14 protein-coding genes are annotated in these 12740 nt (G+C 64.6%); 1 reads left to right on the forward strand and 13 read right to left on the reverse strand.

The window, feature by feature from the left end; genetic code table 11:
• Positions 1-3 precede the first annotated feature (3 nt).
• Positions 4-564: an elongation factor P gene (gene efp, locus VSR71_RS01165; protein WP_029046321.1), complete on the forward strand. Its 561-nt coding sequence runs from the start codon at positions 4-6 to the stop codon at positions 562-564.
• Between the two features lie 89 nt (positions 565-653).
• Here the strand turns inward: efp and nagZ are convergent, their stop codons facing one another.
• From nagZ to VSR71_RS01230, 13 genes are all read right to left on the reverse strand, one after another.
• Positions 654-1703, reverse strand: coding sequence for a beta-N-acetylhexosaminidase (gene nagZ, locus VSR71_RS01170; RefSeq protein ID WP_342912130.1), 1050 nt, complete (start codon positions 1701-1703; stop codon positions 654-656).
• 14 nt (positions 1704-1717) lie between these two features.
• Positions 1718-2140, reverse strand: a complete 423-nt coding sequence (gene acpS, locus VSR71_RS01175; protein WP_342912131.1) for a holo-ACP synthase — start codon at positions 2138-2140, stop codon at positions 1718-1720.
• Positions 2137-2919 carry a pyridoxine 5'-phosphate synthase gene (gene pdxJ, locus VSR71_RS01180; protein WP_342912132.1) on the reverse strand — a complete coding sequence of 261 codons (783 nt, stop codon included), beginning with the start codon at positions 2917-2919 and terminating at the stop codon, positions 2137-2139. The genes acpS and pdxJ overlap by 4 nt, the downstream gene beginning before the upstream one ends.
• A 32-nt stretch (positions 2920-2951) precedes the next feature.
• Complete coding sequence (recO, locus tag VSR71_RS01185) at positions 2952-3839, reverse strand: DNA repair protein RecO (RefSeq protein ID WP_342912133.1); 888 nt, start codon at positions 3837-3839, stop codon at positions 2952-2954.
• Positions 3840-3868: 29 nt separating this feature from the next.
• Positions 3869-4804: a GTPase Era gene (gene era, locus VSR71_RS01190; protein WP_342912134.1), complete on the reverse strand. Its 936-nt coding sequence runs from the start codon at positions 4802-4804 to the stop codon at positions 3869-3871.
• Entirely contained in the window at positions 4801-5571 is a 771-nt protein-coding gene (gene rnc, locus VSR71_RS01195; RefSeq protein ID WP_029046315.1) for a ribonuclease III, read from the reverse strand. Before rnc ends, era begins: the two co-directional genes overlap by 4 nt.
• A gap of 1 nt (position 5572) precedes the next feature.
• Complete coding sequence (locus VSR71_RS01200; protein ID WP_342912135.1) at positions 5573-5986, reverse strand: DUF4845 domain-containing protein; 414 nt, start codon at positions 5984-5986, stop codon at positions 5573-5575.
• A 50-nt stretch (positions 5987-6036) separates the two neighbouring features.
• On the reverse strand, positions 6037-6936 hold the full coding sequence (lepB, locus tag VSR71_RS01205) for a signal peptidase I (protein ID WP_342912136.1): 900 nt from the start codon (positions 6934-6936) through the stop codon (positions 6037-6039).
• 89 nt (positions 6937-7025) lie between these two features.
• Positions 7026-8819, reverse strand: a complete 1794-nt coding sequence (gene lepA, locus VSR71_RS01210) for a translation elongation factor 4 (protein WP_342912137.1) — start codon at positions 8817-8819, stop codon at positions 7026-7028.
• 209 nt (positions 8820-9028) lie between these two features.
• Positions 9029-9313: a glutaredoxin family protein gene (locus VSR71_RS01215; RefSeq protein ID WP_342912138.1), complete on the reverse strand. Its 285-nt coding sequence runs from the start codon at positions 9311-9313 to the stop codon at positions 9029-9031.
• Between the two features lie 19 nt (positions 9314-9332).
• Positions 9333-10817, reverse strand: a complete 1485-nt coding sequence (locus VSR71_RS01220; RefSeq protein ID WP_342912139.1) for a DegQ family serine endoprotease — start codon at positions 10815-10817, stop codon at positions 9333-9335.
• A gap of 129 nt (positions 10818-10946) precedes the next feature.
• Positions 10947-12026 carry a MucB/RseB C-terminal domain-containing protein gene (locus tag VSR71_RS01225; RefSeq protein WP_342912140.1) on the reverse strand — a complete coding sequence of 360 codons (1080 nt, stop codon included), beginning with the start codon at positions 12024-12026 and terminating at the stop codon, positions 10947-10949.
• Positions 12027-12034: 8 nt separating this feature from the next.
• Positions 12035-12658, reverse strand: a complete 624-nt coding sequence (locus VSR71_RS01230) for a sigma-E factor negative regulatory protein (RefSeq protein ID WP_342912141.1) — start codon at positions 12656-12658, stop codon at positions 12035-12037.
• Between the last annotated feature and the right edge of the window lie 82 nt (positions 12659-12740).

The raw sequence follows: 12740 nt of genomic DNA on the forward strand, positions 1-12740 counted from the left end.
CAGATGAAAATCGCACAGGAACTCCGCGTCGGTAACGTGTTCATGATCGGCGGCGATCCGATGGTCGTGCAGAAGGCCGAGTACAACAAGTCGGGCCGCAACGCGGCCGTGGTCAAGATGAAGTACAAGAACCTGCTGACCGACGCCCCGGGCGAGTCGGTGTTCAAGGCCGACGACAAGTTCGAAGTCGTGGTGCTGGAGCGCCGCGAGTGCACCTACTCGTACTTCGCCGACCCGATGTACGTGTTCATGGATACCGACTACAACCAGTACGAAGTCGAGAAGGACAGCATGGGTGACTCGCTGAACTACCTCGAAGACGGCATGAACGTTGAAGTCGTGTTCTACAACGACAAGGCCATCTCTGTCGAAATGCCGACCACGCTGGTCCGCGAAATCGTCTACACCGAGCCGGCCGTCAAGGGCGACACCTCGTCGGGCAAGGTGCTCAAGGGCGCCAAGATCAACACCGGCTTCGAACTGCAAGTGCCGCTGTTCTGCAACATCGGCGACAAGATCGAAATCGACACCCGTACCGGCGAATACCGCAGCCGCGCCAACTAAGGCGTGCGCAAGGTCCTGGCTGACACAGCGGGACCGGCAAGGAAAAAGGCAGCCGAGGCTGCCTTTTTCTGTTTTTGAACGCGCGCGGATCAGCCGAGCAGCTCGTACTCGCGCAGCGTGCGCAGCGCGGCGCGGTATTCGCCTTCGCCCTGCAGCTTGTTCCAGTCCATCGGCTTGCGGCGCGGGAACAGCTTGCGGACGCGGCGCTGCGAGGCCTTGTCGATACCCACGTCGAGTTCGGTCAGCAGCTGGTCGGCGCGATCCGGGTGGTTGCAGATCAGCACCATGTCGCAGCCTGCCGTCAGCGCGGCACGCGCGGCCTCGGTCACGTTGCCGGCCACGCTGGCGCCCTCCATGCTGAGGTCGTCGCTGAAGATCACGCCCTCGAAGCCCAGTTGCGCACGCAGCACGTCCTGCAGCCAGTAGCGCGAGAAGCCGGCCGGATTCGGGTCGACCTTGGGATAGATCACGTGCGCCGGCATCACCGACGACAGGCTCAGGCCCAGCCATTCGTACGGACGCGCGTCCTGCTCAAGGAGCTCGTCCAGCGTACGCTCGTCGACCGGGATCGCCACGTGCGAGTCGGCCTCGACATAGCCGTGGCCGGGGAAGTGCTTGCCGCAGTTGCTCATGCCGGCCAGCAACAGGCCGTGGTTGAGGTGGCCGGACAGCATCGTCACCACGCGCGGGTCGGCATGGAAGGCGCGATCACCGATCACGGCACTGCGCCCGTAGTCGAGGTCCAGCACCGGCGTGAAGCTGAAATCAATGTCGCAGGCGCGCAGCTCGGCTGCCAGCACATAGCCGCATGCCACCGCAGCGCGTGTCGCCGCCAGTACGTCGCGGTCCCACAGCTCGCCCAGCCGATGCATCGCCGGCAGATGGGTAAAGCCATCGGTCTTGCAGCGCTGCACGCGGCCGCCCTCATGGTCGATGCAGATCAGCACGTCGTCGCGCACCGCGCGGATTGCGCGCGTCAGCGCCTGCAGCTGCGCGCGCGATTCGAAGTTGCGCGCGAACAGGATCACGCCGCCGGTCAGCGGATGCGCGATGCGGCGCGCATCGTCGGTATCGAGCTGCTTGCCGACGACGTCGAGGACCACCGGGCCCGGCCGCTTGCCGGAGTTCTTCTTGGACATGGAAGGGGTTGGATTCACAAGGCTTTGGGTTGAGGAGCCGCCTCGCCGGTGCGCTCGGCAATGGCGAAGGCGACTGCATAGTCATGTTCGTCACTGACACTGACCCGCACGGTGAGGCCGCGTTCCGCGAGCCATGCCGCCAGTTCGCCGTGGCATACCGGCGAAGGCTCGCCCGAAGGCAGGTTCATCAGCTCCATCGCGCGCCACGTCATCGGCCAGCGCATGCCCAGCCCGATGGCCTTGGAAAAGGCTTCCTTGGCGGCAAAGCGCGTGGACAGGAAGGCGAGTCCGCGTTTCTCGGAACGCGCCTTGCGCGCGTGGTACTTGGCCAGCTCGTTGGGTCCGAGCACCTTTTCCGCGAAGCGGCCGTGGGTGCGTTCCATCACGCCCTGCACACGGGCGATCTGGATGATGTCGGTGCCGACGCCGTAGATCACGCCGGCGCGCCTGCGACGGGATATCGGGTACCCAGGCGCGCGGCCACCATGATGGCCTTCATCTCGCGCACCGCGTTCTGCCAGCCGACGAACACCGCATGGGCGACGATGGCATGCCCGATGTTCAGCTCCTTGATGCCGGGCAGCGCCGCGACGGGCTGGACATTGGTGTAGTGCAGGCCGTGCCCGGCGTTGACCACCAGCCCGTGCTTCAAGCCCGCGTCGACACCTTCCGCGATGCGGCGGAATTCCACCGCCTGTTGGTCGGGCGACTGCGCATCGGCATAGGCGCCGGTATGCAGCTCGATCACCGGCGCGCCGCACGCGGCCGCGGCGGCGATCTGGTCGGGGTCGGCATCGATGAACAGCGACACGCGGATGCCGGCGCCGGCCAGCTGCGCGCAAGCGGCCTTGACCTGCTCGAAGCGCCCGGCCACGTCGAGGCCGCCTTCGGTGGTCACTTCCTCGCGGCGCTCGGGAACAAGGCACACATCCTGCGGACGGATCTCGCAAGCGATATCGAGCATCTCCTGCGTGATGGCGCATTCCAGGTTCATGCGCGTGGCCAGCTGCGGGCGCAGCGCGCGCACGTCGGCGTCGCGAATATGGCGGCGGTCTTCGCGCAGGTGCAGCGTGATCAGGTCCGCGCCGGCTTCCTCGGCCTGCAACGCGGCCTGGATGGGGTCGGGGTACACGGTGCCGCGCGCGTTGCGCAGCGTGGCCACGTGGTCGATATTGACGCCAAGGTCGATGACGCCCGGATTTGCGTGGAAGATCATGCGATCAGGAAATTCGGATTGGAATGGTTCGGTCACAGATACTGCAGGTCGATCAGTATCTGGCGCGTTTTCAGCGGTTCGCCTTGCAGATAATAATGCAGCAGGAAGCGCATCAGTGCCCGGCTTTGCGCCGCGGTCTGCGCGCGGCTGTAATCGTCCTGCGCCATGTCGAGCAGCGTCTGGCCCGACACCACCGGCCACGACGACGGGTCGCTCGGCTGGGCGCGGCGCACGCCGCGCTCGGGCTGGTAGACATAGTCGAGCCCCGGCTGCACGCGTTCGCCTGTGCTCAGGCACTGGTCGAATCCGACCGCGAAGCCGGTGTCCTGCAGCAGCACACGCTCGAAACTGCGCAGCACCAGGCCGGCAGGCTCGCCGTGCGCCAGCCGCGTGAGCGTGGCCAGGTAGTGGCGGAACAGCACGGGATACGCATCTTCGCGCGGGCAGAAGCGCATCAGTAGTTCGTTCAGATAGAACGCGGACAGCAACGCATCGCCAGCCAGCGGCGGCATGCCACCGACCCATTCCGCCTTGGTCAGGGTCTTGACCTCGCCGCGGCCGCTCCACGACACCGAGACCGGATGGAAATGCTGCAGCACCGCGCGCAGCGCCGAATGCGGGCGCTTGGCGCCCTTGGCCACCATCGAGATGCGGCCATGGTCGCGGGTGAAGACATCGAGGATCAGGCTGGTCTCGCGATACGGCCAGGCATGGAGCACAAAGCCCGGCTGGTCGGCGACGCGCGACTCGGGCCGGGCCGGCACGATGCGCATGGCGCGGTCCATCATGGCGCGTGCTGCCGCATCGGCCATGCCGGGCAGCGCCTTGCTGTCGAGCAGTTCGGCCGCCTCGTCCACCACCGGATCGGCGCGGCGGGCGCGGGGCGCCGGCGCGCGCGCGATATCAGCCGTCTTGCTCAATGGTCGCTCGCCTTTCGCTCGCAGTCCGCTCACTCGTAGCCGTAGGCTCGCAGTCCGGCTTCGTTGTCGGCCCAGCCGCTCTTCACCTTGATCCACATCTCGAGGTAGACCTTGCCGTCAAAGAGCTTCTCCATGTCGAGGCGCGCCTCGGTAGAGATCTGCTTGAGCTTGCTGCCCTTGTTGCCGATGATCATGGCCTTGTGCGCGTCGCGCTCGACCAGGATGGTGGCAAACACGCGGCGCAGCCGGCCCTCGGTCTCGAACTTGTCGATGACCACCGTGCTGGTGTACGGCAGCTCATCGCCGGTCCAGCGGAACACCTTCTCGCGGATGATCTCTGAGGCCAGGAAGCGTTCGCTGCGGTCGGTCATCGCATCGGCGTCATACATCGGCTCGCCTTCCGGCAGGTAGGGCCGGATGATCTCGAACAGCCGCGCGATATGGTCGCGGGTCTTGGCCGACATCGGCACCACTTCGCGGAACGGGAACAACTGCCCCACCTTTTCCAGGAAGGGCATCATCACTTCCGAGCGGTTCTCGCCGATGCGGTCGAGCTTGTTGGTCACCAGCAGAACCGGCGTGTTCTTTGGCAGCAGCGACAGTACCTTCTCGTCGTCGGCGCCGTAATAGCCGGCCTCGACCACGAACAGGATCAGGTCCACCGACGACAGCGTCGACGTGACCGCGCGATTCAGCGAACGGTTCAGCGCGCTGGCGTGGCGGGTCTGGAATCCGGGCGTATCGACGAACACATACTGTGCGTCATCCGTGGTCTGGATGCCGACAATGCGATGCCGCGTAGTCTGCGCCTTGCGCGAGGTGATGCTGATCTTCTGGCCGACCAGCGCGTTCATCAGCGTGGACTTGCCCACGTTGGGACGGCCGACAATGGCCACGGTGCCGCAGCGGAAAGCCGCAGCCGGGGTATCCGCCGCGTGTTGCTGCGGATGGTTAGATTCGGTCATTCCTTCAACCTGAGAGACAGCTGCGGGTCCTGCGGCTGGGGTTGCTTGCGGGTCTTGCCGGTGCGCTCGGCGCGGCTGCGCTTGAGCAGTTGCGGCACCAGCTTCTGGACTTCGTCCAGCGCCAGCTTGGCGGCGGCCTGCTCGGCGGCACGCCGCGAGGCACCGGTGCCGAACACCCGGACTTCCAGTTTAGGCACCGTGCACTCGACTTCAAACTGCTGGCTGTGCGCGGCTCCGTGGGTGGCGATTACGTTATATTGCGGCAGCGCGATCTTGTGGCCCTGCAGGTATTCCTGCAGCAGGGTCTTGGCGTCCTTGCCCAGCGTACGCGGATCCACCTGCTCCAGGATGGGGATATAGAGCTTGCGGATCAGCGCGCGCGCAGCCTCGAAGCCGGTATCGAGGAAGACCGCGCCAACAATGGCTTCGAGCGCATCGGCGAGAATCGAAGGACGGCGGAAACCACCGCTCTTCAGTTCGCCCTCGCCCAGGCGCAGCGTGTCGGACAGTTGCAGCATCTGGGCAATCTCATACAGGGCCTGCTGCTTGACCAGGTTGGCCCGCACGCGCGACAGGTCGCCTTCGTCGAGCTTGCCGAACATGCCATAGAGCATGTCCGCCACGGCGCAGTTGAGCACCGAATCGCCCAAAAACTCGAGGCGTTCGTTGTGCTGGGCGCTGTGGCTGCGGTGCGTCAGCGCCTGCTGCAGCAATTCTGGCTTGCTGAATCGGTAGCCGAGTCGTTGCTGCAAGGCGTCGAGGTTCATATCAGTGCTGCGTTCCCGAATAGGTGATCATAAGACTCAGGGGTCCGTAGACGGGCACTTCGGTCCGGTACGAAAAATCGACCGAGCGAATGTTGCCGTTATCGTCCTCGCGGACCAGCAGGTCTTCGCCCTTGACTGCGGCAATCCGGTCGATGGCTGCCTGTTTGTCGAAATACTCGACGACTTCACGTTTGTTGACAGCGCGCTGCTTCGCGTAGCTGGCGGCGCGCTTCACTGAAAAATACTCCACCAGGCTCGGGATCGAGCGCACGGCCGGCAAGGCCACGCCGATCACGAAAACCACTACGACCAGCAGCGTCCAGACGGAAAAACCGCCCTGCCCGCGGTGCCGTGGCCCGGCCTGCCTGTACTCCCGGCCTTGTTCTTTCCCCTTACCCTTCCCGGTCTGACCCATTTGCGCTTGCCCTCTGTTGTGTTGAGTGTTCTTGCGCCGCGTGGATTGAGTTATTTAAACGAGCCCACGCGTCCGAAATTGCCCAGGTTCATCCAGATGACAAAGGCCTTGCCGACGATATTCTCATCCGGCACGAATCCCCAGTAGCGGGAGTCGAGGCTGTTGTCCCGGTTGTCGCCCATCACGAAATAGTGACCTGCAGGTACCTTGCACGTCACACCCTGCTGATTGTAAGTGCAGTTTTCCCGGTAAGGGAAATCCGGGTCGGCACCCGCCACGAACGCCGGCCGGTCGGCATCGTTAAGGATGCCATGGTCGACGCTGCCGGGCAGCTTTTCGCGGAGATGCTTGGAATACGCCAGGCGCTCTTCGTCCAGGAAATCCGGCAGCACGGTGTATTCGGCGGGCTTGCCATTGATGGTCAGCCGCTTGTTGAAATACTGCACCGTGTCGCCCGGCACACCGATAACGCGCTTGATGTAATCGAGCGACTGGTCCTTCGGGTAGCGGAACACCATCACGTCGCCGCGCTGAGGCTCGCGCATGTCCATGATCTTCTTGTTCACCACCGGCAGCCGGATGCCGTATTCATACTTGTTGACCAGGATGAAGTCGCCGATCAGCAGCGTCGGGATCATCGAGCCCGACGGAATCTTGAACGGCTCGACCACGAACGAGCGCAGCACGAACACCGCCAGGATCACCGGGAAGAAGCTGGCCGAGTATTCCAGCCACCACGGCTGGCGCAGTTTTTCTTCGGCCAGGCGCTTGCGCGTGGCGTCGGCATCGGTCGCGCCGAAGCCGCCTTGCAGCGCCGCCTGGCGGGAATCGAACTCGGCCAGCGCCAGCCGCGCCGAGGCGCGGCGCTGCCGCTCGAACACGAGCTTGTCCGCGACCCACGCAACACCCGTAATCACCACCAGCACAAAAAGGATCAGTGCAAAATTCATGACGGCTTCTGGTTCTTGGAAATCCTGGTACAGCCTGTTCTGTTATGCGCGCGCCCAATCGCCGCGCGTGGCATCGTGCTGCCGGTGCCTTACTTGTCGTCCACCTGCAGGATGGCCAGGAAGGCCTCTTGCGGGATCTCGACCGTACCCACTTGCTTCATGCGCTTCTTGCCGGCCTTCTGCTTTTCCAGCAGCTTCTTCTTGCGAGTGATATCGCCGCCGTAGCACTTGGCCAGCACGTTCTTGCGCAGTGCCTTGACGTTCTCGCGCGCGATGATATTCGAGCCGATCGCCGCCTGGATCGCCACGTCGTACATCTGGCGCGGAATGATCTCGCGCATCTTGGCTGCCACTTCGCGGCCGCGGTATTGCGAGTTGGAGCGGTGCACGATCACCGACAGCGCATCGACCTTGTCGCTATTGATCAGGATATCGACCTTGACCACATCCGACGGGCGATATTCCTTGAACTCGTAGTCCATCGACGCATAGCCGCGCGACACCGACTTCAGGCGATCGAAAAAGTCCATCACGATTTCCGCCATCGGGATCTCGTAGGTCAACTGGACCTGCTTGCCGTGGTAGCTCATGTTGATCTGCGAGCCGCGCTTCTGCGTGCACAGCGTAATCACCGAGCCGACATATTCCTGCGGCATATAAAGATTGACCGTGACGATCGGCTCTAGGATCGCTTCGATCTTGCTCGGATCCGGCATCTTCGCCGGATTTTCCACCGTGATCATGGTGCCGTCGCGCATCTCGACCTGGTACACCACCGTCGGCGCGGTAGTGATCAGGTCCATGTCGAACTCGCGCTCCAGGCGTTCCTGCACGATTTCCATGTGCAGCAGGCCCAGGAATCCGCAGCGGAAGCCGAAGCCCAGTGCCTGCGACACTTCCGGCTCGAACATCAGCGAGGCGTCGTTCAGGCGCAGCTTCTCCAGCGACTCGCGCAGCGCTTCATACTGGTTGGCCTCAACCGGATACAGGCCGGCAAACACCTGCGGCTTGACTTCCTTGAAGCCCGGCAGCGGCGCCTCCGCCTTGCGCTGCACGGTGGTGATGGTGTCGCCCACCTTGGCGGCCTTCAGTTCCTTGATGCCGGCGATGACGAAACCCACCTGGCCGGCGGTCAGCGAATCGCGCTGGATCGACTTGGGCGTGAACACGCCCACCTGCTCGACCAGGTGCTGCGCGCCGGTGGCCATCAGCAGGACCTTGTCCTTGGGGCGCAGCGTGCCGTTGACAACGCGCACCAGCATCACCACGCCGACATAGTTGTCGAACCACGAATCGATGATCAGCGCCTGCAGCGGTGCGTCAACGTCGCCCTTGGGCGGCGGCACCTTGGCGATCAGGGCTTCGATCACGTCCTGCACGCCCTGACCGGTCTTGGCCGAGCAGGGCGTGGCGTCCTGCGCGTCGATGCCGATGACGTCCTCGATTTCCTGGATCGCGTTGTCGGGATCGGCCTGCGGCAGGTCGATCTTGTTCAGCACGGGCACCACTTCCACGCCCAACTCGATCGCGGTGTAGCAGTTGGCCACGGTCTGCGCCTCAACGCCCTGCGAGGCGTCGACCACCAGCAGCGCGCCTTCGCAGGCGGACAGCGAGCGGCTGACTTCATAGCTGAAGTCGACGTGTCCCGGGGTGTCGATCAGGTTCAGGTTGTAGACCTCGCCGTCGCGCGCCTTGTAGGTCAGCGCGGCGGTCTGCGCCTTGATGGTGATGCCGCGCTCTTTCTCGATATCCATCGAGTCGAGGACCTGCGCTTCCATCTCCCGATCCGACAGCCCTCCACAGAGCTGAATGATCCGGTCGGCCAGGGTGGACTTCCCATGGTCGATATGGGCAATGATCGAGAAATTACGGATATGGTCCATCTAGTGTTCAGGGAGCGCCGGCAACAGGGCCCGGGCTGCAACAACGGTTCGTCGCGGTTCGAAAATGGCCCGGCGCCGCGCGCCGACAGGCGTGCGCGGGCGTGCCGCAAAGGTCAGGGGTGCAATTTTTGCGCCAAACCGCAATTTTACCGGATTTTCAAAGGCTTCCGGGTCGTGAAATGGCCACGCCGTATGCGTGGCAGGCGCACTCAGCCGCTGGCGCGGACGCCGCCGTGTGCCGCCAGCCACACTCGCACCGCGCCATCGTCGAGGAAATAGTGACAAAGCTGCGCAGCACCGCTGTCGAGCGCCTCCGGCGGCCCTGGCATCAATACCGGGACCAGTTCGCCGAAGCGGTCTTCCAGGCCCGCGTCGCTGTCGACGTCCACCTCATGCAGCACGAAAGAAAAATCGCGCCGGAGTGACTCCAGCGCGACCCTCATGTCGTCGCACAGATGGCAGTACGCCCGGCCGTAAAGCGTCAGCGCGGGCATGCCATCGAGGCGAAACGGATCAGCGGTTGGCGGTGGCGCCCGGGCGCAGCGTCAGCACCTGGGTGGCGTCGCCGCGCCGCACGAACACCGCGGCGATCCGGCTCTTGTCCAGCCCCCGCACCAGCTCGTTGAACTGGCGGGCGTTGGTCACGTCGGTGTCGCCCAGCCGCAGGATAATGTCGCCTGGACGGATGCCGGCGCGCAGTGCGGGGCCGTCGGCCAGCTCTACCTCGACGCCCGACTTGAGCTTGAGCTCCTTCAGGCGCGCGTCGGGCAGGTCATTGACCACCAGCCCCAGCGCGTTAGGCTTGCTGGACTGCGCGCTGTCTTCCTTGGGCGCCGCGCCGCGGCTGGCGCGGGCCTTGCCGTCCGGTTCCAGCTCGGCGACGGTGATGGTGACCTCGCGGGTCGCGCCCTTGCGCCACAACTGCAGCGGAACGCGCGCGCCCGGCTTGGTATCGCCGACCATGCGCGGCAGATCCGAAGCGCGCTCGATGTCGCGGCCGTTGAACTTCAGGATGATGTCGCCGGCCTCGATCCCCGCCTTCTCGGCGGGGCCGCCCGGCTCGACGCTGCCGACCAGTGCGCCGCGCGCACGGCCCAGTCCCAGCGAATCGGCCACTTCCTTGGTGACATCGCCGATCGCCACCGCGATGCGGCCGCGGGTCACGCGGCCGGCGGTCTTCAGCTGCTCCGACACGCGCATCGCCTCGTCGATCGGGATCGCGAAGGAAATACCCATGTAGCCCCCGCTGCGGCTGTAGATTTGCGAGTTGATGCCGATCACTTCGCCGCGCAGGTTGATCAGAGGGCCGCCCGAGTTGCCGGGGTTGACCGCCACATCAGTCTGGATAAACGGCACGTAATCGCCGGTATCGCGCCCCTTGGCCGAGACGATGCCCGCGGTCACGCTGTTATCCAGACCGAACGGCGAGCCGATGGCCAGCACCCACTCGCCGGCGCGGACTTTCTCCGAGTCGCCCAGCGGCAGGCGCGGCAGGTTGTTGGCATCCACCTTCAGCAGCGCCACGTCGGTACGCTTGTCCGAGCCGATCAGCTTGGCCTTGAACTCGCGCTTGTCCGGCAGCGTCACATAGATGGTCTCGGCGTCCGCCACAACATGCGCATTGGTCATCACATAACCATCGGCGCTGATAATGAAGCCCGAGCCTACGCCGCGGCTCTGCTCTTCCTGCTGCGGCGGCTGGTTGCGGCGAGGCGGCGTGCCGGGGGCCGGCGCGCCCGGCATGGGCACGCCAAAGAAGCGCCGGAAGAACTCGGCCATTTCTTCGTCGCCGGGGGCGCCGCCGCGCTGGCGCACGCGCTCGGTGGTGCGGATATTGACCACCGCGGGGCTGGCCTTTTCCACCAGGTCGGTGAAATCAGGCAGGTTGTAGCTGTTGGCGGCGGCCTGGGCGTGGCTGACTTCGGCCACGGTCGGGCCGAGCACCAACATGGCAGCCATGACCACGGCACGCGCCAGGGCTGGAGATCTGAAAGTCATCGACAACTCCCGGGATTCAGCGAAAGAAGAAAAACCGATACGATCCCGTGGCTGGGACCCCTTGCGCAGGTTTCATGGGCCGGCACCCGGAACAGGCGTTCCGAGGCGCCGGCTGCACCCGCGTCAGGCTCAGTGTACCGCCTTGGGCTGCCGGTACTCTACGGCCGTCGCAAACTGGCGTACGGTGCTCGCCGGCACTTCGCCGACCACGGTGATCCAGTAATCGGCGATCCGGCGCACAACGACCTGGGTCGCGCCAAGCGCCGCTACGCCTTCGCGGCGCACTCGCTGCTCGGAAACCGGCTCGATAAAGACAGAGAGGCCGGTCAGGCCGTCGCTGTAGACCACCTGCAGGACTTCGAAGACCTGGCCACGGTTGTTGCCGGGCGCCGACGCCCGCAGCTCGCCCAGCGGACGGCGCACCTCGCGGATCTTCTGGAAACCCTTCAGCGGCACGGCGATCGTCCAGCCTTCGTCGGCGATATTGGTCGGCTGGTAATTCACCTCGTAGTGGTTCCAGTTGCTGGAACTCTTGATGGCCGCGAGGATGCGCTGCTTTTCAGACGGCACCCCGATCTGGACTTGCGAGAATGCCACCTGCTCCAGCACCTTGCCGCCGTCGCCAACGGTCTGCGCACGCATCAGCAGACCGGAATTCTTCTCGGCCCACAGGCGCACCGCATAGCGCGCGGCATCATGCGGCTCCAGCGCGAACACCTCGCAATCCATGCCGGCGACCCGCTCCGCGGGCATCCTGCGCATGTCGTAGAGCTCGAGCACATCGTTCTTGTTCGTGGCCAGCAGCGCCGGGAAGCGGTCCTTCGCTTCCTGCTTCTCCACCACCACCAGCTTGGCTTCCGGAATCAGGCTGTGCACCACGTCATTCTGGCGCAGCACCTCGCGCGGCTTGCCGTCCAGCGTTTCCAGGCGCTCGTACTCGTTGTTGACCAGATCGCTGTAATGCTGGATGCGCGACGCATGCATGACGCTGCCGCGCTGGTAGATCAGCGTGCCGACGTAGTTCTCGCGCTGCGCGGCCTTGTGAATCTTGTTGAGCCAGGCGGTGGCGTCGCGTCGGTTCAGCGTACTGTCCGAGGGCTGAGCGGTCGCCGCTGCAGCAGTCAGACACAAGGCCAGAAAAAGGGACCTACGCAGGGCCCCAATTCTCTGTGCGCCCGCGACATAGGCGGACGACCGTCCTTTATGCATGTCCGCCATTATTCCTGCGTATTTTCCTGAGAGAAGCTGGCGCCGTTGGCAACCGTGCGCATGGTTGGCACGAACGCATCCGTTGCCACCGACGTGCGATGGGCGCGCAGGTATTCGTCCAGGCGCGGGTCGCGGATCATCTGGGTGTCGGCCACGGTGACGATGCCGGCAGCTGGCGCGGCTGCGGACGGTTCCGCGCGCGCCACCACGGCTTCGGGCGCAGCCAGGCCAGCGGGTCCGCGCATCTGCGGCACCACCACCCAGCTGACCGCCGCCACGGCGGCCGCGATCGCGGTACCCGGCAAGGCGCGGCGCACCCACGATGGCCTGACCAGCAGGCGGTGGCGGGCGCTGGCTTGCGCCACGGCCGGCACCAGCACGTGCGGCTCGGCCTCCAGGCGCACAGAGAAGCGAGACAGAAAATCGGAGGTGGAGCCAGCGTGCGTCAGGTCTTCCGAGCGCAGAGCATCGCCGATCAGCTGGTATGTGCTCCAGTCAGCCAAGCCCTCGTCGCCTTTTGCGAGTTCGAGCACGGCATTGACTTCGTGCGGCGCGAGTTCGCCATCCATCAGAACGGAGATCTGCTCCGCTGCTTCCACTACATGAACCGACTGCTTATGAGCCTGACCCATTTCCCACCCCAAGACATTCCATTGAACACCGATAATCCCGTCTACTGCTGTCGCTTATCGATGCAGGAATAGGCTGCAACGC

It is taken from the genome of Cupriavidus oxalaticus (assembly GCF_038900635.1).
Classification (GTDB): Bacteria; Pseudomonadota; Gammaproteobacteria; order Burkholderiales; family Burkholderiaceae; genus Cupriavidus; species Cupriavidus oxalaticus_B.

Excerpts from the sequence above, each read along its gene's own strand:
- efp (WP_029046321.1), top strand. The coding sequence starts at position 4 with ATGAAAATCGCACAGGAACTCCGCGTCGGTAACGTGTTCATGATCGGC.
- nagZ (WP_342912130.1), bottom strand. The coding sequence starts at position 1,703 with ATGTCCAAGAAGAACTCCGGCAAGCGGCCGGGCCCGGTGGTCCTCGAC.
- pdxJ (WP_342912132.1), bottom strand. The coding sequence starts at position 2,919 with ATGATCTTCCACGCAAATCCGGGCGTCATCGACCTTGGCGTCAATATC.
- era (WP_342912134.1), bottom strand. The coding sequence starts at position 4,804 with ATGACCGAATCTAACCATCCGCAGCAACACGCGGCGGATACCCCGGCT.
- rnc (WP_029046315.1), bottom strand. The coding sequence starts at position 5,571 with ATGAACCTCGACGCCTTGCAGCAACGACTCGGCTACCGATTCAGCAAG.
- VSR71_RS01200 (WP_342912135.1), bottom strand. The coding sequence starts at position 5,986 with ATGGGTCAGACCGGGAAGGGTAAGGGGAAAGAACAAGGCCGGGAGTAC.
- lepB (WP_342912136.1), bottom strand. The coding sequence starts at position 6,936 with ATGAATTTTGCACTGATCCTTTTTGTGCTGGTGGTGATTACGGGTGTT.
- lepA (WP_342912137.1), bottom strand. The coding sequence starts at position 8,819 with ATGGACCATATCCGTAATTTCTCGATCATTGCCCATATCGACCATGGG.
- VSR71_RS01215 (WP_342912138.1), bottom strand. The coding sequence starts at position 9,313 with ATGCCCGCGCTGACGCTTTACGGCCGGGCGTACTGCCATCTGTGCGAC.
- VSR71_RS01220 (WP_342912139.1), bottom strand. The coding sequence starts at position 10,817 with ATGACTTTCAGATCTCCAGCCCTGGCGCGTGCCGTGGTCATGGCTGCC.
- VSR71_RS01225 (WP_342912140.1), bottom strand. The coding sequence starts at position 12,026 with ATGCATAAAGGACGGTCGTCCGCCTATGTCGCGGGCGCACAGAGAATT.
- VSR71_RS01230 (WP_342912141.1), bottom strand. The coding sequence starts at position 12,658 with ATGGGTCAGGCTCATAAGCAGTCGGTTCATGTAGTGGAAGCAGCGGAG.